This is a genomic window from Streptomyces sp. NPDC054770 (assembly GCF_053611985.1).
In genome coordinates, this window is record NZ_JBSHBL010000029.1 from 99,959 (window position 1) to 120,895 (window position 20,937).

At 69.4% G+C, this 20,937-nt stretch carries 18 protein-coding genes and 1 pseudogene; 16 read left to right on the plus strand and 3 right to left on the minus strand.

From position 1 onward, the window contains the following. Positions 1-76: 76 nt before the first annotated feature. The 11 genes from ACWGKQ_RS24830 (at position 77) to ACWGKQ_RS24880 (ending at position 13,052) form a co-directional block, all read left to right on the plus strand. Complete coding sequence (locus ACWGKQ_RS24830) at positions 77-2,947, plus strand: AAA family ATPase (RefSeq protein WP_453294128.1); 2,871 nt, start codon at positions 77-79, stop codon at positions 2,945-2,947. Positions 2,948-3,075: 128 nt separating this feature from the next. Continuing rightward, positions 3,076-3,681, plus strand: coding sequence for a muconolactone Delta-isomerase family protein (locus ACWGKQ_RS24835; RefSeq protein WP_453294129.1), 606 nt, complete (start codon positions 3,076-3,078; stop codon positions 3,679-3,681). 172 nt (positions 3,682-3,853) lie between these two features. After that, complete coding sequence (locus ACWGKQ_RS24840; RefSeq protein ID WP_453294130.1) at positions 3,854-4,567, plus strand: SDR family NAD(P)-dependent oxidoreductase; 714 nt, start codon at positions 3,854-3,856, stop codon at positions 4,565-4,567. A 52-nt stretch (positions 4,568-4,619) separates the two neighbouring features. Further along, a complete protein-coding gene (locus ACWGKQ_RS24845; protein WP_453294131.1) occupies positions 4,620-5,459 on the plus strand; it encodes an oxidoreductase in 840 nt (279 codons plus the stop codon). A gap of 48 nt (positions 5,460-5,507) precedes the next feature. Then, positions 5,508-6,149: a mycothiol-dependent nitroreductase Rv2466c family protein gene (locus ACWGKQ_RS24850; protein WP_453294147.1), complete on the plus strand. Its 642-nt coding sequence runs from the start codon at positions 5,508-5,510 to the stop codon at positions 6,147-6,149. A 398-nt stretch (positions 6,150-6,547) separates the two neighbouring features. Continuing rightward, the gene (locus ACWGKQ_RS24855; RefSeq protein ID WP_453294132.1) at positions 6,548-7,171 is read left to right on the plus strand and encodes a hypothetical protein; all 624 of its coding nucleotides are present in this window, start codon (positions 6,548-6,550) and stop codon (positions 7,169-7,171) included. Positions 7,172-7,178: 7 nt separating this feature from the next. Next, positions 7,179-8,249 (plus strand): hypothetical protein, encoded by a 1,071-nt coding sequence (locus ACWGKQ_RS24860; protein ID WP_453294133.1) that lies wholly within the window; start codon positions 7,179-7,181, stop codon positions 8,247-8,249. 65 nt (positions 8,250-8,314) lie between these two features. Continuing rightward, positions 8,315-9,193 carry an alpha/beta fold hydrolase gene (locus ACWGKQ_RS24865; RefSeq protein WP_453294134.1) on the plus strand — a complete coding sequence of 293 codons (879 nt, stop codon included), beginning with the start codon at positions 8,315-8,317 and terminating at the stop codon, positions 9,191-9,193. Between the two features lie 302 nt (positions 9,194-9,495). After that, entirely contained in the window at positions 9,496-9,840 is a 345-nt protein-coding gene (locus ACWGKQ_RS24870; protein ID WP_453294135.1) for a cupin domain-containing protein, read from the plus strand. 311 nt (positions 9,841-10,151) lie between these two features. Next, positions 10,152-11,393 (plus strand): cytochrome P450, encoded by a 1,242-nt coding sequence (locus tag ACWGKQ_RS24875; RefSeq protein WP_453294136.1) that lies wholly within the window; start codon positions 10,152-10,154, stop codon positions 11,391-11,393. 162 nt (positions 11,394-11,555) lie between these two features. Then, complete coding sequence (locus tag ACWGKQ_RS24880) at positions 11,556-13,052, plus strand: MFS transporter (RefSeq protein WP_453294137.1); 1,497 nt, start codon at positions 11,556-11,558, stop codon at positions 13,050-13,052. A 47-nt stretch (positions 13,053-13,099) separates the two neighbouring features. On the opposite strand, the gene ACWGKQ_RS24885 is transcribed toward ACWGKQ_RS24880, so the two are convergent. Further along, complete coding sequence (locus tag ACWGKQ_RS24885; protein WP_453294138.1) at positions 13,100-14,239, minus strand: serine hydrolase domain-containing protein; 1,140 nt, start codon at positions 14,237-14,239, stop codon at positions 13,100-13,102. A 175-nt stretch (positions 14,240-14,414) separates the two neighbouring features. Between ACWGKQ_RS24885 and ACWGKQ_RS24890 the strand changes: the two genes are divergently transcribed. Continuing rightward, positions 14,415-15,281, plus strand: a complete 867-nt coding sequence (locus ACWGKQ_RS24890; RefSeq protein ID WP_453294139.1) for a mycofactocin-coupled SDR family oxidoreductase — start codon at positions 14,415-14,417, stop codon at positions 15,279-15,281. A 73-nt stretch (positions 15,282-15,354) separates the two neighbouring features. Here ACWGKQ_RS24890 and ACWGKQ_RS24895 read toward each other — a convergent pair whose 3' ends face one another. After that, positions 15,355-16,401: a LacI family DNA-binding transcriptional regulator gene (locus tag ACWGKQ_RS24895; protein WP_453294140.1), complete on the minus strand. Its 1,047-nt coding sequence runs from the start codon at positions 16,399-16,401 to the stop codon at positions 15,355-15,357. Between the two features lie 110 nt (positions 16,402-16,511). Between ACWGKQ_RS24895 and ACWGKQ_RS24900 the strand changes: the two genes are divergently transcribed. The 4 genes from ACWGKQ_RS24900 to ACWGKQ_RS24915 are packed head-to-tail and all read left to right on the plus strand — an operon-like array spanning position 16,512 to position 20,524. After that, positions 16,512-17,690: a phytanoyl-CoA dioxygenase family protein gene (locus ACWGKQ_RS24900; protein ID WP_453294141.1), complete on the plus strand. Its 1,179-nt coding sequence runs from the start codon at positions 16,512-16,514 to the stop codon at positions 17,688-17,690. Between the two features lie 17 nt (positions 17,691-17,707). Beyond that, positions 17,708-18,469 carry an SDR family oxidoreductase gene (locus tag ACWGKQ_RS24905; protein ID WP_453294142.1) on the plus strand — a complete coding sequence of 254 codons (762 nt, stop codon included), beginning with the start codon at positions 17,708-17,710 and terminating at the stop codon, positions 18,467-18,469. 34 nt (positions 18,470-18,503) lie between these two features. Further along, positions 18,504-19,508 carry a Gfo/Idh/MocA family protein gene (locus ACWGKQ_RS24910; protein ID WP_453294143.1) on the plus strand — a complete coding sequence of 335 codons (1,005 nt, stop codon included), beginning with the start codon at positions 18,504-18,506 and terminating at the stop codon, positions 19,506-19,508. Then, complete coding sequence (locus ACWGKQ_RS24915; RefSeq protein WP_453294144.1) at positions 19,505-20,524, plus strand: Gfo/Idh/MocA family protein; 1,020 nt, start codon at positions 19,505-19,507, stop codon at positions 20,522-20,524. Before ACWGKQ_RS24910 ends, ACWGKQ_RS24915 begins: the two co-directional genes overlap by 4 nt. Before the next feature lie 230 nt (positions 20,525-20,754). Here ACWGKQ_RS24915 and ACWGKQ_RS24920 read toward each other — a convergent pair. Continuing rightward, positions 20,755-20,937: pseudogene (locus ACWGKQ_RS24920) on the minus strand (sugar ABC transporter substrate-binding protein); the annotation flags it as partial.

Below are 20,937 nucleotides of genomic sequence, written 5' to 3' on the forward strand. Positions count from 1 at the left end.
GGTGCAAGGCTGCGGCGATGGATATGCGCCCCGGGAGCCGCGGCCGCGATGCCGGCTCTGAGAAGGGAAGCGTTTCATGGGCGGTGACCACGCGGCGCTGCGAAGCGTGGCTGACGACCTGGTCGGGCGCGAAGAGGAAGTAAGGCTGCTCGAGTCCTTCGTCGACGAGGCGACCGTGAGCGGCGGCCTCCTGGTGCTGTCGGGAGAGCCAGGGGTCGGCAAGTCGGTCCTGCTGGACGTCGCCGCGAAAGCTGCGGCGGGAGCCGGAGCACTGGTGCTGCGCTCCGACTGCGTGGAATCCGTGGAGAGCGTGAGCTTCTCGAACCTGTGCAACGTGCTCGCCCCCTTGCACCGGGAGATCGACGGGCTCGAACCTGCGCACCGCCACGCGCTCATGGTGGCGCTGGGCATGAGCGACGAAGCCGTGGTGGACCGCGTCATCGTCTACAACGCCGCCCTCGCGCTGCTTCGCAGAGCAGCCGGTGCCGGTCCGTTGCTGATGGTGGTCGACGACCTGCAATGGGTCGACCGCGCCAGCGCAGCCGCGCTCGCGTTCATTGCGCGGCGGCTGACCGGAAGCACGGTGGCATTTCTTGCCGCATCTCGGCCCGGTGCCGAAACAGGCCTCGACCGGACGGGACTCCCCGAGCTGGAGCTGCGCCCCCTGGACCGCGCGGCTTCGGCCAGGCTGGTCCGCGGCCGGTTTCCCGAGCTGAGCCCGCGAACAGTGCGGTACGTCGTGGATCAGGCGCAGGGCAATCCGCTCGCCCTGCTGGAACTTCCCACTGCGGTCAGCGAGCTGCGACACGTCAGGCTGAGTACGCGATCCACGGTGTTGCCGCTCAGCCGTCGCCTGCAGAACCTGTACGCGTCGCGGGTCGAGGAACTGCCGCCGTCCACCCGACGGCTGCTGCTCCTGGCCGCCCTGGAGGGCACGGGTGACCTGCGCATCCTGCGAGCGGCTGCTTCCGGCGCGGACGCTCTCGGTGACCTGGCCCCCGCGGAGCGGGCCCAACTGGTACGCGTCGGCAATCGAGGCCTGGCGCGGTTGGCATTCCGCCACCCACTGGTCCGCGCGACCATCGTGTCGAGCTCGACGAGCGGAGAGCGCGTGGCCGCGCATGCGGCTCTGGCGCAGGCGCTTTCCGATCGGCCCGATCGTCAGGTCTGGCACCTCGTGGAGGCAACAGCCGAACCCGACGAACACGTCGCCGCACTCCTTGAGAAGACCGCATACCGGACGCGTCGTCGCGGTGACACCACCGGTGCTCTCAACGCGCTGGTCCGGGCTGCTGACCTCAGCCCCGCCCTTGCAGACCGGAGCAGACGCCTGGTCGAAGCCGCCTGCATGGGCTCCGAGGTCGCCGGAGAACTTCCCGCGGCAGCTCAACTGCTCGCGGAAGCCAGGCGTGCCGACCCCCATCTCAGGGGATCGCTGCGCGCCGCGACCGCCGCGTCCAACGTGCTGCTCAACAGTGACGGCGACGTCAACACCGCCTACCGGCTGCTCCTCGGTGCGATCGCCACCCGCACGGGTCGCCCCGAACAGGGTGACGAAGAGGCGCTTCGGGAAGCGCTGCGTGCTTTGATCAGGGTGTGCCTGATCGGCGGCAGAGCCGAGCTGTGGGACAGGTTCCACGCTTTCGCGGCGCAGGCGACCGTACGGTTGCCGAGGCCCCTGGAGCTTGTCAGCGTCTACGCCGACCCGACCCGCGCCACTGACCAATCCCGCGCCCGCCTGGACACGGCGATCCGCGACCTGCACATGGAAGCTGATCCGAGCCGGATCGTGCAGATCGGCAGAGCCGCGGCAATGGTGGACCGAACGGCACAGTGCCGCTCGGCTCTCTGGCGCGTCATCGACGACGGGCGGGACGGCGGAGCCGTCGCTTCAGCGATCTACGCACTGATCCAGCTCTGCATGGACGATTTCACAACGGGGCAGTGGGACGAGTGCGCGCTGCTTGCGGCGGAGGGCCTCAGGCTGAGCGATACCTACGGATACCGACAGCTGGCCCTGTCGTTCCAAGCGGCCCAGGCCCTGCTCGCGGCTGTACGAGGCGACGACGAGACCGTGTGCGCCCTGACCCGGCAGATCACCGAATGGACGGCCCCCCGCGGGTTCCGCAGCGTGGAATGCTGGGCCCACTACGCCTCGGCCCTGGCCGCCATGGGACGCGGTGACTATGAGACCGCCTATCGCAATGCATCGGCGATCAGTCCGCCCGGGGTGCTGCCCACCTACCTCCCCTCAGCCCTCAGGGTGCCCATGGACTTGGTGGAGGCCGCCGTCCGTACCGGACGCCGGGCCCAAGCGCTCGCTCATGCGGCCGCCATGCGACAGGCCGGCATCGCCGCAGTATCGCCACGGCTGGCGCTGCTGACCGCGGGCTCGGCCGCCATCGCCGCGCCCGCGGACCAGGCCACCGCACTCTTCGAGGAAGCCCTCGCAATCCCCGGGACCGAGCGGTGGCCGTTCGCGGTCGCCCGCGTTCGCCTCGCCTACGGTCAGCACCTCCGGCACACACGCGCCGCGAAAGACGCCCGGCTTCATCTCGCCGCGGCCCTCGACACCTTCCGTCATCTCGGAGCCACCCCTTGGGCCGCCCGTGCCGCGGAGGAACTCCGGGCCATCGGCCACGCCACGTCATGGGCGCACGGCAACCTGCCGGCGAACCCGCTCTCATCTCAAGAACACCGGATCGCGACCCTCGCGGCGTCGGGCCTGACCAACAAGCAGATAGGGGCGCGGCTGTCCCTCTCCCACCGGAGCGTGGCAGCCCACCTGCACCGGCTCTACCCCAAGCTCGGCATCACCTCTCGCGTCACTCTCGCCGCGGCTCTGGCCGCACTGCCCCCAGCGGACCCGTCGCAAGGGCCCGGGCAGGAGGCCCCGGACGACCATGACGGCAGGCCGGTGGCACCTCCGGGTTCAGGTGCGGGCTGACACCGGCCCTCGGGCGTCCGGTCAAATGACGGATGTAGTGGCACGGGGCGTTCCCGAAGAATCCAGGCGGTACGGCATCGCGGTAACCCTGCCCTGCGACTCAGCACTGCCTCGAAGGAGCACCTGACATGGAATACCTCGTCACCATGACCACCCGCGTACCGGAGGGAACCCCAGCGGCCGACGTCGACGCGGTCCGCGCCCGCGAGGCCGCGAACTCCCGCAAGCTCGCCGACAAGGGGCAGTTGCTGCGGTTGTGGCGCCCGCCACTGCAGCCGGGCGAGTGGCGCACTCTCGGGCTGTTCGCCGCGCCTGACGCCGCGCGCCTGGAGGACATCCTGAGTTCCATGCCGCTGCGCGTCTGGCGCCAGGACGAGGTCGAGCCGCTGTCGCCGCACCCGAACGACCCGGGACCGGCCTCCGTCGACGCGTCGACCGCCGCTCCTGAGTTCCTGGTGACCTTCGTCGCGGCCGCTCCCGGAGATGCACCGTCCCAGGCACTGGAGGACGCCACCACCGCGGAGGCGGCCCGCGCGAAGGAACTGGCCGGGGAGGGGCACCTGGTGCGGTTGTGGAACGCGCCTGGCGAGGGGCGTGCGCTGGGCCTGTGGCGCGCCCGGGACGCCGCCGAGATGCAGACCCTCCTGGACTCGCTCCCGCTGGCGCCGTGGCTGTCCATGGAGACGACGCCGCTGAGTGAGCACCCGAACGACCCGGGGCTGGGCAGGAACTGACGGCCGCCGTCGGGACCGGCTTTCTCCCTGCTGGTAGGCGCAGGCTTCTATTGCAGGTCACAGCTGGTGGCAGGGCCAGACTCCCGGAGCACCCCCTTTTGACGGTGGCAGGGCGGTCGTCTAGCGTCATTTAGGCGACCGGTCGTCTACTACGCGCTTCGTGAGGGTCTTCATGGGTACTTCGGCTCGAAAGGTCGCCATCATCACCGGTGCGTCACGCGGGGTCGGGGAAGGTCTCGTCGCCGGCTACCGCAGGCTGGGGTACGGCGTCATCGCGACCTCGCGCAGTATCGAGGAGTCCCGGGACTCGGACGTGGTGACGGTCCGGGGAGACATCGCGGACCCGGCCACCGCACGGCGTGTGATCAGGGCGGGTCTCGACCGGTTCGGGCGCATCGACGCCCTGGTCAACAACGGCGGTGCGATTGCCGCCAAGTCCTTCACCGAGTACACCTCGGCGGAGTGCGAGGCGGTGACCAGCGTCAACCTGAACGGGTTTTTCCGACTCACTCAGCTCACGGTGAAGCAGATGCTCACGTACGGTGGCGGGCACGTCGTGCAGATCATCTCCAGCCCGGCGGAGCATGCGAGTTGGGACGTTGCCTCGGTGCCGGCCGCGCTGGCCAGGGGAGGACTTCAGTCCGCAACCAAGGCGTTGGCCGGCGAGTTCGCCTGCAAGGGCATCCGCAGCAACGCAGTCGCACTCGGCGTCATCAGGAACCCGATGCGCCCCGAGGCCTACAACCAGACGCTGGCAGCGATGCATCCGCTCGGCCGCCTGGGAGAGATCGACGACATCGTCGACGCCGTGCTGTACCTGGAGAACGCCTCATTCGTCACCGGTGCGATTCTCCACGTCGACGGCGGACAGAGCGCCGGTCACTGACAAGCGGGGCTACCCGGCAGACAGACGGCGCCCCTTCGCATAGGAGTTTCTGATGAGTAGGACGTTCCTGATCACAGGAGTCGGCAGCGGGATGGGGCGTGCGTTCGCCGAACAGGCCCTGGCCGCCGGACACTCGGTGGCCGGCACGGTCCGCAAGCCGGACCAGATCGCCGAGTTCGAGGCACTCGGGCCCGGTCGTGCCACCGGGCTGCTGCTGGAGGTCACCGACGACGCCGCCGTGAGGCGTGTGGTCGGCGAGGTGGAGACGCGCGTCGGTCCTGTCGACGTGCTGATCAGCAATGCCGGCTACGGCCTGGAGGGGACCGTCGAGGAATCCTCCATGGAGGATCTGCGCCGGCAGTTCGACGTCAACGTGTTCGGCTGCGTCGCGGTCATCAAAGCGGTGCTGCCGTCCATGCGGCGCCGCCGCACCGGACACATTGTCACCGTCTCCTCGATGGCGGGCCTGACCGCGCTGCCCGGGGTGGCCTTCTACGGAGCCAGCAAGTTCGCCATCGAGGGGATTGCGGGCTCCCTCGCCCAGGAGGTCGCGAGTTTCGGCATCCACGTCACGTCCCTGGCCCTGGGCGCGTTCCGAACCGACTGGGCAGGACGCTCGATGACCCGGGTCCCGCGCAGCATCCCCGACTACGACGCCGTATTCGACCCGATCCGGGCCGCCCGCCAGGCCAAGGACGGCAACCAGATCGGTGATCCGGCCCGTGCCGCCCAGGCTCTGCTCACGGTGCTGGACGCGGACGAGCCCCCGGTGCACCTGGTCCTGGGCGCCGACGCGGTGCACCTGATCGAGCAGGGCCAGGATCGGCTGAGCCACGACATCGCTGCCTGGGCACACCTGACATCCTCCACCAGCTACCCGGCTGGTCGGTAAGCTGACCCGCGGCGGACTCTGGCCGCGGCCGTCATTTGGACATCCATGATGAGCGAATCCCGCACACCTGTATCCGTCGACTTCTGGTTCGACGTCGTCTGCCCGTGGACCTGGCTGACGTCACGTTGGATCCTCGAGGTCCAGAAGATCCGCCCGGTCAGCGTGACGTGGCACGTCATGAGCCTGTCGGTCCTCAACGAAGGGCGCATGGACGAACTCCCGCCGCAGAACCGGGAACTGATGGACCGGGCGTGGGCGCCTGCCCGCGTACTGACAGCGGCAGAGGAGGAGTTCGGGTCCCGCGTCCTGGAACCGCTGTACACCGCGCTCGGCACCCGGTACCACCCCCGGCAGCAGGACAAGACCAGGGCTACGATCGAAGCGGCTCTGCGCGAGGTCGGACTGCCCGAACGCCTCGCCGAGGCTGGTGAGTCGGACGCCTACGACCAAGCCCTGCGCCAGTCCCACGGCGAGGGCATTGCTCTGGTCGGCCAGCAAGTGGGCAGCCCGATCATCGCAGTTCCGGGCCCCGAGGGCGACGACAGGACTGCCTTCTTCGGACCTGTGGTGACACCCAGCCCGACGGGCGAGGAAGCCGGCCGCCTGTGGGACGGCACCCTGGCTGTGGCCTCCGTGTCCGGCTTCTACGAGATCAAGCGCGGCCGTACCGTCGGCCCGATCTTCGACTGACCCCGCGGCGCGCCGCTTCCCGCTCCGCCCCGGCCTCGTCGCTGCCGCCGACCACTCCTGGTTAAGGCCCGAGCGTGTATTCGACCCCAATTCGGCCCGCTGTATCTCGCCGCGGGGAACACATCCCCCCAGTCAATTGACTGATGTAAGTCCCTTCACCCTGCGGGAAAGATGGACCTACGTGCATGGCGGAAACCCTATTATCCGTGTCGTTTCTGCGCCTGATGCGGTCACAGACCGGCCCCGTAGATTCGTTGTGCGCCGGAAGGGATTGGCCATTGTGTGGCCGCAGCCGAGCCGCCGTCTACCCGCAAGTTCTCTCGGAATGGCATCCCGGTGGTCGGATCAGGCGGCGCATAACGGCGGCGGCCGCCGACCGAAGCAGGAGAGGAATGTGAGTGAACATCATCAGAGGCAACCGAAAGCATGCGCAAGCCGAGCGCGCAGACAGCGAGGCGAGGGAACCGCTGGGCCGGCGTGGCGTCCTTGGCGGCCTCGCCGCCATCCCTGTCCTGTACGGCCTCGTCGGGGCAGCCACCCCGGCCTCGGCCACCCCGACGCAGCCTGACGGCGTCCCGTCGGCCAACGGTGAACTGGAGCGAGGTGAGGAACGGCGGTACCACGCCCCGCAGCTCACTCGGGGAACCCGTCTGCTACTGCCCGCGGGCGTCAAGGCTGTGTCCGTCCAGGATTACTACCACGGTCCGCACAGCGCGCCGGTCCGGACTGCATGGCCGCAGGTGACGGCGACCGACGGCACCACAGTCGACGCGTCGGTCATTCCCGAACGCGGCGCTCCCACCCGTATCGCGGTCCTGAGCGGTTTCACCCAGGGCTGGTATGAGCTCAGCCATGCGAACGGGCGAGACCACCGCGTGACCTGGGATGCCCACCGGTTCCCGTTCGTGTGGCTCTACGGGGAGTTCGGCGGCACGGACGAGTATCCGTACGACCGCTTCTACACGCTCGCGCTCCAGCCGCTCTCCCTTAACCCGTACCCCTGCAGAACCCCGGCCAAGTAGGAGTGTAATGTCCCACCACCTTGACCTCCCGTCGGATGAAACGCTGGATATCACCGACGCCTTCTGCTTTGCCGGGGCCGGTGATCTGCACGGTCCGCGCACGGTATTCGGAGTCAATACCTCGCCGCTGAACGGCAATCCCTGGAACCCCGAGGGCTACTACGAGCTCAAAATCGACACCAATGACGATTACGTCGAGGACATCACGTATCGCGCCACCTTCCCGATCGGGTCCGACGGCACGCAGTACGTGCGGGTGGAGCAACTCACCGGCGCCGCAGCCGCTGACCGTACCGCCTCGGGCACCGTCATCACGCCTCCCAACGCCCCCGTCGGCGAAGTCGTCGAATGCCTCAACGGCATCAAGCTCTTCGCCGGGAAGCGCCGCGACCCGTTCTACAATTTCGTCCCCTTTCCCATCGCGACGACGAACGCACTGGCGACCGGTACTTTCCCCGACTACGACTCGCTGCGTCCCGCCACCGACACCTTCCTCAACACCAGCGTGAGGTCCTTCGTTCTCGAGGTGCCGGTAAAGGTCACGGGCCGCGGTCGGGTGCACTTCTGGGCGACCACCGCCTACTTCGACAAGGGGCACAGCACCTGGGTCCAGCTCCAGCGGGCCGGAGCTCCCAACATGACCACCTTCTTCAAGTTCGACACCGGCTCGGCGCAGGTCCCCGACTTCAACGCCACCGCCCCCACGTTCGACCTCGTGGGCAGGCCCGCCCGCCCCGCAACCCATCCCGCCTCGGGAATCTGGGGTCAGGTGCGGGACAACATCGCAGCGGTCGTCGAGGCCGGCAAGACGTACCGCAGCCTTCCCCACCGCTTCCCCACCCCACGGGCCTACGGCGCGTGGGCGGCAGACAGGCTCCTTCCGAACGTCATCACGTTCGAACCTGGCACCGTCGCCTTCTGGAACCCCTGGTACGGCATTCGCAATGGCAAGGGCATCATCGAGGACATCGCGTCCAACGTCATCAAGATGATCGTGAACCAGGACTTCTCCTCGGGGCTCAGGCCGCAGCCGGTCCTCGACTACTTCCCTTACCTCTCCGAGCCGCCGACATCCTGACCCGGTGTCGATGACCTGGCCGGAAACCCACCGTCCGGACCGGACGGACACTCAAGGAGGAGACAATGCCACTGCTCACCGCGTCGAAGGTCCCCGACGGGTTCGTCGAGAAGACGAGCCAAGTCAACGGAATCACGGTCAACTATGCCGTAGGCGGCGCCGGCCCCACGGTTGTTCTGATCCACGGATATCCGCAGACCTGGTACTCATGGCGGAAAATCATGCCGGCGCTCGCGGAGCGGTACACCGTGATCGCGCCTGATCTCCGCGGTTCCGGCGGCTCGGACGCTCCCGAGAGCGGATACGACAAGGCCACCCTCGCGGACGACGTACACCAGTTGCTGGTTGCGCTCGGGCTCGAAGAACAGGTCAACGTCGTCGGACACGACATCGGGACCATGGTTGCGTACGCCTACGCGGCCGCCCATCGAAGCTCGACACGGCGGCTCGTGCTGCTGGAGGCCCCGCAGGTCGACGAGATGGCGTACGAGTTGCCCGCGTGGACCGAGAACGGACCTGGCTTGTGGAACTTCGGCTTCTTCACGCTCGACAACGATCTGCAGGAGAAGATCGTCGCCGGACGTGAAGACATCTGGGTCGAAGGCTTCATCGGCTGGATGGAAGAGGTGAAGGGGGGAGTGGACGATCAGGCACTCGCCGAGTACGCGCAGGCCCTGCGACGTCCTGGATACCTGCGCGCGTCCTACGAGTACTTCAAGACCTTCCCCCGTGACGTCCAGGACACGATCCGCAACCGCGGCACGACGCTGACCATGCCCGTGTTGGCCGTCGGCGCCGAGGGCGCGCTCGGCGAACTGGTCCCCGAACAGGCGCAAAGGTACGGCGACGACGTGACCGGCGCTGTGATTCCGGGCGGACACTGGATTCCAGAAGAGGCTCCGGAGGTCCTGCTTGACCACCTGCTGCCGTTCCTTGACAAGTAGCGCCCCAGGACTGGCGTCTCAACCGGTCCCGAAGCCTGCCGGTCGAGCGGACCTCCTGGTCGGGTGATCTTCCCGCCGTACACGCATGAAGGCAGGGCCTCTTGGCGGCTCGGGGTGCAACCCCATTCCGAGCGGTTCCCGGAGGCCCTGTTGCCGTTCCTGCGCGCGTTGCCGAGCAACCCAGCCTCCCGTGAATACGCCTACTGGCGGCTGCAGTTGAGTGCCAAAGCGGTTCGGGTGGCTGCCGGCACGGATCGTAGACTCGTTCTCGGTGTGATCACTGGGCGTAGGAGGATTCGATCATGGGAAGTGCCCCGACCCCTGAGCAGCCGATGACCCGCGAGGTGCTTCTGGACGAGCGGCTGCCGGTGGCACTGGTGACTGATCGGGTCGAGGTGAGGCGGATCCATATTCTGGCGGGGCACCCGGCAGGTCGGCATGTTCACAACGGGCCGGTGTTCGGGAGCATCGTCGAGGGCTCGGTGCTGTTCCAGGTCGAGGGCGAGGACGAGGTGATTCTGCGTCCGGGCGATGTGTTCTTCGAACCCGCCGGGGTTCCTGTCGCGCACTTCGATGCGTTGGACGAGAACGTGACCTTCCTCGGCTACTTCCCGCTCACTGCCGGCCAGGAGCCCGGGTTGCTCTGAAGTCCCCAACGGCCTCACCTGGCGGATGTCTGCCGCTGCCGCGACGAAAGCGTCGTGGAGTTCGGGGCGCCCTTGCGGGAAATCACCGGCATGATCCGACAGCGCCGCAGCTCACGGCACACGGCCTTCGAGTCGTACGCCTTGTCGTCCAGCGATTGATTGTACCGACCGGTCGAAGTATTATTCCGTGCGTGCACATCGGAGTGCCGTCGACCAGGCGCAGGGTGCGCGGCAGGCAGCTCCGTCGATGTCATCGCGAGCGTGCGGTACAGCTCCGTCTGGTGACGAGGTCAAGGAAGAGGAGTGCGGACATGGCCGAGAAGGTGACCGGTGCCGGCGTGACCGAGGAGACCCCGAAGTTCCCTTCGCCCCGGGCGGCGGAGTGCCCGTTCGCACCGCCGCCGGGTCTGCGTGAGCTGCACGGCACGGGCAAGTCGGTGCACAGGGTCGAGACCTGGGACGGCACCACCCCGTGGCTGGCCACGACCCACGCCGCGACGCGGCAGCTGCTGGCCGACCCGCGGCTCAGTGCCAACATCGGCGCTCCCGGGTATCCGCACACCACTGCGGGGATGAAGGCGCACGCGAGCCAGATGCAGCCCTCGATCAACAACACCGACGGCCCCGAGCACCAGCGCTGGCGCCGGATGCTGACGAGCTCCTTCACCCGGCACCGGATGGAGAAGCTGCGCCCGGAGATCCAGCAGATCACCGACGACCTCATCGACAAGATGCTCGCGGGCCCGAACCCGACGGACCTGAACGAGGCGCTGTCGCTGCCCCTGCCCTCCCTCATGATCTGCGCGCTGCTCGGCGTGCCCTACGAGGACCACGACTTCTTCCAGCACCACGCCGGGGTCACCAACGCACGGTTCCAGACACCCGAGCAGGGCGCCGAGACCGCCAGGGTGCTGCGCGAGTACATCTCCGGGCTCATCGAGGCCAAGATGGACGACCCCGGTGAGGACGTCCTCTCCGACCTCGCCGAGCGTGTGAAGGCGGGCGACCTGTCCATGACGGAGGCCGCCCCGCTCGGGCACATCCTGCTCGTCGCCGGCCACGACACCAGCGCGAACATGATCACCCTGGGCACGGCCGTGCTCCTGGAGAACCCCGATCAGCTCGCCGCCCTGCGGGAGCACAGCGACGATCCGAAGTACGTGGCCAACGCCGTCGAGGAACTGCTGCGGTATCTGACGATCCCGCACCTGCTCGCCCGGCGCGCGGTCGCCGAGGACATCGAGATCGACGGCGAGGTCATCCGCGCGGGAGAGGGCGTCATCGCGTCCCTGGCGGCGGCCAACTGGGACCCGGAGGCGTTCCCGGAGCCCGAGAAACTCGATCTCGTACGCAAGGCCGCCCATCACATGGCGTTCAGCTGGGGCCCGCACCAGTGCATCGGCCAACAGCTGGCCCGTATCGAACTCCACGTGGTCTTCAGCACGCTGTTCCGCCGGATCCCGACGCTGCGGATGGCGGCCGACCTGTCGGAACTGAAGTTCAAGGAGGACTCGCAGGCCTACGGCATCTACGAACTGCCCGTCGCCTGGTAGCCCGCACCCGCCTGCAACCGGGACGTGACGAGACAGGTTGTCCCAACCGCCCCATTGCATGACAGCCGCCCCTTGTCGCCCGGCCACCGGGAGGACCGATTGTCGAGGCGGAGAGCACGACCCTAGCGTCGCGTCAAAGAGCCGATCCCACGGGGAGCGACGATGACGCCACGCCAATCCCGCACGGCGAACACGCCGAGTCCGGACCGACAGGGCTGGACACCACAGCTCGTCGTGTCGTCGATCGCCATGGTGATGGTGGTGGAACTGGTCGCGCTGAGCTACACGATGACGTCGACGGCGCTCCCCTCGATCACCCGGCACTTCCGTACCGACCACGGCGGCTGGCTCCTCACCTGCTACATGCTCACCGGCGCGGTCGTCAGCCCGCTCCTGGGCAAGCTGGCCGACCTGCACGGCAAACGGCGGGTGCTGCTCGGCGGCCTGACCGCGGCCACGGCCGGTGCGGCCGTCTCCGCGGTCGCGCCCAGCTTCGGAGTCCTCCTGCTCGGCCGGTGCCTGGAGGGGTTCGCCATCTCGAGTATGTTCCTCACCTACTCGCTGATGCGCGACGTGTATCCGCCACGCACGCTTCCCCTCGCCGCTAGTATCTCGGTGACGGGCATCGGGGCCTTCGGCGTCGGAGTGCCGTTCCTGGTCGGATGGCTGCTCGACACATTCGGCTTCAGGGGCATGTACACCTTCAATGTGATCGTGATGGTCGTTCTGGCCGCGCTGATCCGGCTGACCACGCGGGAGACGCCGTTGCGGCACCCGGCGCGCGTCGACTACGGGGGTGCCGTACTGCTCGGGGCCGGCGTCGCCCCGGTACTGGTGGCGGTCAGTCAGGGACAGCGATGGGGCTGGACCTCGGCCTCCGTACTCGGCCTGTTCGCCGTCGGCTTCGCGGCACTGGCCGGTTTCGTGCTGAGAGCCCGCAGAACGGCGGAACCCATCCTCGACATCGCGCTGTTCACCCGGCGCCCGATCCTCCTGGCCGCCGTCACGGGTGCGACGGCCTACGGCGCGACGGTGGTGCCCGCCACGATCCTCCCCATCCTCTCGCTCACCCCCGCCTCCGTCGGCGGGACGTACGGCCTGGGCATGACCGCGTTCGCCTTCGCCGCCATCGCCTCACCCCAGGCCTTCGCCCAGGTGATCGGGGGAGTGACCGTCAGCCGTGCCGTCCGGCGTCTCGCGGCGCGCTGGTGCATGGTCGCCGGTCTCACGCTGATCGCGGCCGCCGGGGTCTTCCTCGTCTTCTGCCATGACAGTCTGTGGAAGGTACTGGCGGGCGCGGTGTGCGACGGCCTGGGGACGGGGCTCGCCTACGGCTCCGTGCCGAACATGGTCATCGCGGAGACACCCCCGGAGGAACAGGCCTCCATCGCCGGCAGCGTCCAGGTGTGCCAGAGCGGTTTCGCCAGCGTCGTTCCCGTCATCATGTTCGCCATCATGGCGGGCTCGTCGACCGTCTCCGCAGCGGGTGTCCGCTACGGCGAGCCGGGCATTCGCGGCGCGCTGCTGCTCATGGCCGGTCTGGCGCTCGGCGGCGCCCTGCTCGCGGTCACCGTGCTGGCGCCGAGGCGGCACACAACGGCTTCGGCGCCGGTCGCCACGGTACGCACCACGCCGGCGGAGGGGCCCGCGGACGCCTGAGCGAACGCGACAGCCGAGCAGACCTGGGGGCCGGCACCGGAGCCGGGTCAGCCCCGTTCCGCGGCGATCGCGTGCACGGCGTCCGCGACGGCGCCGAAGGGGGCGACGGGCTGCGGGCCGAAGAACATGCGGTTGTGCAAGACGGCCACGGACAGGCCCAGTTCGGGCTCGGTCCAGGCGATCGTGCCGCCCGCGCCGGTGTGCGACAGCACGCCCTCGGTCAGGGCCCCGCCAGGGCTGTCGTCGCTCACGCCGGGGGCGATGTGCCACAGGCCGCCGTGCCCGACCGGCATGCCGAAGCCGTAGGTGTGGTCGATGCCCACCGGCCGGGGGCTGCGGCAGCGGCGCAGGGTGTCGCCCGTGAAGAACCGCTCTCCGTCCTGCCGTCGGGCCGCGGCGTAGGCGTCGAAGAGCCGCACCGTGGCCCGGGCCGTGGCGATGCCGCCCGCCGAGGGCAGCCCCGCCCGCTGGACCTGGGGCAGGTTGAACATGGACGGAGCGAACGGCAGATGTGACGGCGACGCCTCTTCCAGCAGCCGGTCGGGGCCCGTGGTGGGGGCGCTGTCGCCCACAAGGGGCGCGACGCGGTGCCGCTGGTCGTCGGGCAGGCCGAGGAAGAAGTCGTCCATGCCGAGGGGGAGCAGCACCTCCTGGCGGACGATCTCCAGGAAGGGGCGCCGCTGCGGGTCGACGCGCCGTACGGCTTCTCCCAGCACCCAGCCGAAGGCGAACGGACTGTAGGCGTTTCGGGTGCCGGGCTCGGCGACGGGTGACTGGTCCGCGACCCTGGCGGCCATGGTGTCCCAGTCGCACAGCTCCTCGAGCGTGGTGTCGGCCCCGATGGTGGGCGCACCGGACCGGTGGCTGAGTACATGGTCGAAGGTGATACCTCCCTTGCCGTGCGCCGCGTACTCGGGCCAGACGTCTGCCACCGGACGGTCCAGATCGATGAGGCCGCGCTGTGCGCAGACGTGGATCACGGACGCGGTGACGGCCTTGGTCACCGAGAAGACCGGGAACAGGGTGCCGCCGTCGACGGGCCGCCCGGTCCCGGTCTCACCGGCCCAGGCGTCCACGATGAGCTCGCCGTCGAGGAGGGCCGCGATCTGTACGCCCTTCTCGCCCGCGTCGAGGGCCCGGTCCAGTGCCTTGCGGATCCTCGGGTCGGTGTTGTCCGCAACCTGCATACCGCATCCCGCCTCTGTCCATGACGTGGGCCAAGGCCCTTGGGACTGCGCTCAGTTGTCAGGGCAAGAGTATATATAGTTCACTGATGTGGCGCTATTGTCGTCGCTTGTACAGGACGGGGTCGACTGTCGACCACTGCGGCCCTGTTCGTCGCGCACACGAGGGAGGACCGACATGGCCGGACGGGTAGCGGGCAAGGTTGCGTTCATCACCGGCGCCGCGCGTGGGCAGGGTCGCAGCCACGCACTGCGGCTGGCCGAGGAAGGCGCCGACATCATCGCGATCGACATCTGCGAGGACATCGACTCCGCGCACTACCCCCTTTCCACGGAAAAGGACCTGGCCGAGACCGCTCGCCTCGTGGAAGGAGTCGGCCGCCGGATCGTCACCCGCCGGGCCGACGTCCGCGACCGTTCCCGGCTCGTCTCCGCCGTCAGCGACGCGGTCGCCGAACTCGGCCGCCTCGACATCGTGGTGGCGAACGCGGGGATCGCCCCGGTGGGCCTGGACGTGCCCCCGCAGGGCTTCCTGGACGCGGTCTCCGTGAATCTCGTCGGCGTCGTCAACACGGTCGAGGCCGCCTATCCGTACCTGGGCTCCGGGGCGTCCGTCATCTGCATCGGATCGTCCGCGGGCCTGATGGTGGGGAGCGTCGACAGCCCGGAGAGCGGTCCCGGCGGTGCCGGCTACTCCCATGCCAAACGCGGGGTGGCCCGCTTCGTGCACGACCTGGCGCTGCAACTGGCCCCGCGGCTGATCCGGGTCAACGCCGTCCACCCCACCAACTGCGACACGGACATGCTCCAGAGCGGACCCATGTACCGGATCTTCCGCCCCGACCTGGACGACCCGCGCCGGGAGGACGCCGAGGAATCGTTCCGCACCACGCAGCCCATGCCGATCCCGTACGTGGACCCGTCCGACATCAGCAATGCGGTGCTGTTCCTCGCCTCGGACGAGTCGCGGTACGTGACGGGCCTCCAGATGAAGGTCGACGCGGGCGCCATCCTGCGGCGCAGCACATCCGGAGCGCCGGCCTGACGTGGCCGTCGTGCGGTGCGTGATGCCGGCGTGACGCGGGTCCGTGGCGCCACGGCGCGCGCGGGCGACGGGTTCAGTCGACGACCGGCGGGGCCGGGATTCCGGGCGGCATGTTGAACGGTGTGACCACCTGGATCGCCGAGGGCAGGGCGGGGCCGTCGTCGGGGAGTGCCTTGTGGGCCCGCATGATGATCTGGCAGGCGCGGCGCATGTCCTGGCGCAGGTCGTGGTGGAGGACCGCGGACAGACGGCGCTCGCCCAGCAGGCGGGTGTTGTCGTGGTCGAGGTCGTGGGCGACGAAGGCCGCGCAGTCCCGCCCGAGCGCGTCGAAGGCCTCAAGGGTGGCGTGATTGCCTCCGCCCACGGAGTACACGGCCACGATGTCCTCGTCATGTTTGAGGGCATCGAGCACCAGTTCGTACTGGGTGGCGTCCAGGCCGTCGCTGTCCGTGACCTCCACCAGGGAACGTCGGGGGGCGGCGATCCGCATCGCGCTGCGGAAGCCCATCTCGCGCTCCTCCTCGCCGCGGAAGGAGCCCCGGCTGACGGTGGTGAGCACGTTGCCGGGCCGGTTGTCGAGCCACTGTTCGAGCAGGTAGGCGGCGGTGGCGCCGGCCGCGCGGTTGTCGATGCCGACGTAGGCGAGGCGGGCGCTGTGCGGCAGGTCGGTCACCAGGGTGACGACGGGGATACCGGCCGCGGCCAGCCGCCCGACGGCGGCTCCCACCTCCGGCACGTCCGGAGCCTTGAGGATCACGCCCTGCGAACCACGCTTGGCGATCTTGTCCAGGGTGCCGATCAGCTCGGCCGGCGGGCAGGTCTCGCGGAAGTGGGAGCGGGAGCGCACGACGGCCGGGTGCAGGGAGGGCAGTTCGGCCTCCAGCGCCTCGCGTACGGCGGTGGAGAACCGCTCCGGGGTCTGCATCACGATGTCGATCATGAAGGTACGGCCGCCGATGCGGACCTGGGCCTGCTGGCGGTCCAGGTCCTTGATGGCTTCCTGTACCTCTCTCACGGTGCTCTCCCGCACATTGCCCCGCTGATTGAGTACGCGGTCGACCGTGGCCGTGCTCAGTCCTGCCTGACGGGCGATTTCCCTGATCGGGTAGGGGTGCCTCATGAGTGATCCCAAGAGCTTCTGATGGACTTTTGATGTAATGGCAAGCATTGAATGATGGCTTCTGGTTCTCAAGACTGGCAGAAATACCCGGACTGCGAAAGGACCCCCAGATGTCTCCCACCGCCGCGGGAGCGAGGACTTGGCTGAGTGAGGCCGACTGCGATCTCGACGCGTTCCGCCCGCTCGTCGAGCAGGACACGGACCCCGCCGACCACCCCAACGCGGAGCGCGTCGAGCAGAACGTGCCGCTCTACGACAGCGACCGGCTCCGTACCCGCACGACCACCGCCGACGGCCGCCGCGAGGTCCAGGACGAGCTGGTCCGGGCGCTGCTCGACGGACCCGGCATCGTCGTCCTCAAGGGCGCGTTCGCCGACCCGGACGTCGTGGACCGGGCCACCGAGGCGTTCACCGCGCTGATCGAGGAGGAGCGCGCGAGCGGTACCGCCCGCGGCGACCACTTCGCCAGGCCCGGCGCCAACGACCGGGTCTGGAACGCCCTCGACAAGGTGGCCGTACGGGCGCCCGAGGCGTTCGCCGACTACTACGCGAACGACATGATCGCCCTGATCGCCGAGGCCTGGCTGGGCCCCGCCTACCAGGTCACCTCGCAGGTCAACGTGGTCAACCCGGGCGGAGCCGCACAGAGCGTGCACCGTGACTACCACCTCGGCTTCCTCTCCCAGGAGCGCGCCGCCGCCTACCCGGCGCACGTGCACCGCCTGTCACCCGTACTGACCCTCCAGGGCGCCGTCGCCCACTGCGACATGCCCGTCGAGTCCGGCCCCACGCTCTACCTCCCGCACTCGCAGAAGTACGAGCCCGGCTACCTCGCCTGGCGACTGCCCGAGTTCGTCGAGTACTTCGACACCCACCACGTCCAGCTCCCCCTGGACAAGGGCGACGCGGCCTTCTTCAACCCCGCGCTCTTCCACGCCGCCGGGCACAACCGCTCCACCGGCATCCGCCGCATGGCCAACCTGCTCCAGATCTCCTCCGCCTTCGGGCGCGCGATGGAGACGGTGGACCGCGAGGCGATGGCGAACGCCCTCTTCCCGGTGCTGCTGCGCCGCAAGGCCGAGGGCGTCTCGGAGGACTGGCTGCGCCGCGTGGTCGCCGCCACCGCCGAGGGCTACCCCTTCCCCACCAACCTGGACCTCGACCCGCCGGTCGAGGGTCTCGCCCCGCCCTCCCAGGCGGACACCGTCTGGCAGGCCGTGGCCGAGGGCTGGGCCCCCGACCTGCTGCGCCAGGAACTGCAAGCGGCCGCCAAGCGCCGCCACGGCTGAAGGGAACACCGCAACTCATGGGACTGCTGGAGGACAAGGTCGTCCTCGTCAACGGCGGCAGCCAGGGCGTCGGCGCGGGTATCGTGCGGGCGGCCGTCCGGGAGGGCGCCAGCGTCGTCTTCACCGGCCGCCGGGCCGAGGCGGGCGAGAAGCTCGCCGCGGACACGGGGGCCCGCTTCGTACAGGCGGACCTCGCCGACCCGGCGCAGGCACGCGACTCCGTCGTACACGCCGTGGACGCTCACGGGCGTATCGACTGCCTGGTCAACGCGGCCGGACTGACGTCGCGCGGTTCGCTGCTGGACACCACGCCGGAGCTGTTCGACCAGCACATGGCGATCAATCTGCGGGCGCCGTTCTTCTCGATGCAGGCGGCGGTGGCCGACATGAAGGCCCGTAAGGCGCCCGGCACCATCGTCAACATCATCTCCAACTGCGCCCATGGCGGGCCGCCCTTTCTGGCGGCGTACTCCGCGGCCAAGGCCGGGCTTGCCGGGCTGACCCGCAACGCGGCCCACGCCCACCGCTGGGACAAGATCCGGATCAACGGCCTCAACATCGGCTGGACGGACACCGAGGGCGAGGACGCGACCCAGCGCGCCTTCCACGACGCGGGCGACGACTGGCGGGAGAAGGCCGCCGCCTCGCAGCCCATGGGCAAACTCGGCCAGGTCGACGAGATCGCCGACTTCGTCGTCTTCCTGCTGTCCGACCGCAGCGGGGTGGTGACCGGCTCGGTCATCGACTGGGACCAGATCGTCTTCGGCGGCCAGGACTGAGCCGCTCTCTTGAGCTGACGGAAAGAAGAGCCGCATGCGTATAGGAATCATGGGACTGGGCCGGATCGGCGCTTTCCATGCGGAGACCCTCGCCGGGCTGGACGCGGTGAGTTCGCTGGTGGTCACCGACCCGGTGGCCGCGGCGGTCGCCTCGGCCGCCGAGCGGTTCGGGGCCACCGCGGTGGACTCGCCCGAGGCCGTGCTCGCCGCCGGCGTCGACGGCGTCGTGATCGCCGCCGCGACCGACGCGCACCCCGAACTCATCCTGGCCGCCGTGAAGGCGGGCGTTCCGGTCTTCTGCGAGAAGCCCGTGGCCCGTGGCATCGAGGAGAGCCAGGAGGTGCTGCGTGCGGTGGAGGGCAGCGGCGTCGAGGTGCACATCGGCTACAACCGCCGCTTCGACGCGGGCTGTGTGGCCGCACGCCAGGCCGTGGTGAGCGGCGAGCTCGGCGACCTGCACACGGTCCGTTCGACCACCCTCGACCCTGCTCCGCCGCCGCCCGCGTACGTGGCCGTCTCCGGCGGCATCTTCCGCGACTGCAGCGTGCACGACTTCGACATCGTGCGCTGGGTGACCGGGCGCGAGGTGGTCGAGGTGTACGCGACCGGCGGCAACCGGGGTGCCGACTACATCCGCGAGGCGCACGACGTCGACACCGCGTCCTCGCTGCTCACCCTGGACGACGGCACCATCGCCGTCATCTCCAACTCCCGCCACAACGCGCGCGGTTACGACGTGCGTCTGGAACTGCACGGCATGCGGGACAGCATCGCGGTCGGCCTGGAGGACAAGCTGCCGCTGCGCTCCGTCGAGCCGGGCGCCACCTTCCCGGCCGGTACTCCGCACCACTTCTTCATGGACCGCTTCGCCGCCGCCTACCGCGCCGAACTCACCGCGTTCACCGAGGTCGTCGCGGGCACCCGGCCCTCCCCCTGCACGGTGGCGGACGCCATCGAGGCGAGCTGGATCGCCGAGGCGTGCACCCTCTCGCTGCGCGAGCACCGGCCCGTACGACTCGGCGAGGTGCGCAAGGGATGACGAACGAACCTCTGCGGATCGGCGTCCTCGGCGCCGCCCGGATCGCCGAACTCTCGATCGTCGGACCCGCCCGCGCGGGCGGCCACCGTCTTGTCGCGGTGGCCGCCCGTGACCGGGGCCGGGCCGAGGCCTTCGCCGCCGACCACGGCGTCGAGCGCGTCGCCGGCTCGTACGCCGACCTGATCGCCGACCCCGAGATCGAGGTCGTCTACAACCCGCTCGCCAACAGCCTGCACGGGCCGTGGAACCTGGCCGCCCTGCAGGCCGGCAAACACGTCCTCTCCGAGAAGCCGTCCACGAGCAACGCGGAGGAGGCGATCGAGGTCCGCGACGCGGTGGCCAAGGCGGGCACGGTGTTCATGGAGGGGTTCCACTACCTCTTCCACCCGGTCACCCGCCGCCTGCACGAGCTGCTGGACAGCGGGGAACTGGGCGACCTCCGGCACGTCGAGGCCATGGTCGCCATGCCCGCGCCCCCGGACAGTGACGTGCGCTGGTCGCTGCCGCTGGCCGGCGGTGCGCTGATGGACCTCGGCTGCTACAGCCTGCACGCGCTGCGGATGCTCGCGCCCTGGGCCGGCGGCGCGCCCCGGCTGGCCGCCGCGCGCGGCGGCGAGAGGGCGGGGGCCGCAGGCGTCGACGAGTGGCTGTACGCCGATCTGGAGTTCCCCGGCGGGGTCACCGGCACGGCCAACTGCCACATGGCGTACGACACCTGGCAGATGAGCTGCCGCGTCGTGGGCACGCGCGGTGAGGCCACGGTGATGAACTTCGTCCAGCCGCATCTGGACGACCGCGTGGTCGTGCGCACGGCGGCGGGCGAGCGCACCGAGGAACTCGGCCGCAGGTCGTCGTACACCTTCCAGCTGGAGGCCTACGCGGCCCACCTGCGGGAGGGTGCACCGCTGGCGCTGGACGCGGAGGACGCGCTGACCACCATGCGTCTCATCGACGAGTGCTATCAGGCGGCCGGGTTCCCGGTCCGGCCGCGTACGGTGCTTCCGGCCACCGGCTGAGCACAGCAAACTGGGGCGGTACCGGACCGGTACCGCCCCAGTTCTCGTGTGAACAGGGAGATCTTGGTGAGGTTCACCGGACGCCTACCGCGCGGGCGGACTCCTTGTCGCCGCCGACCGCGAAGATCCAGGTGACGTTCTCGTTCAGTGGTGCGGCCGTCCTTCTCCAGGACCGGCTGCGTCGGCGACGGGGGAGCCCGCCGCCGACGCAGCCTGCTGGGTCAGGTGTGTCACCGAGTGCCCTTCGCGGCGAACTGGGCGACCTTGGCGACGTTGGACTTGTCGACGAAGGCCGGACCGGTCAGCACCGGCGCCTCGCCGCCGCCGCTGTAGTTTCCGTTCGTCTTGTAGAGCCACAGGGAGTCGACGGACAGGTAGCCCTGGAGGTAGGGCTGCTGGTCGATGGCCCACTG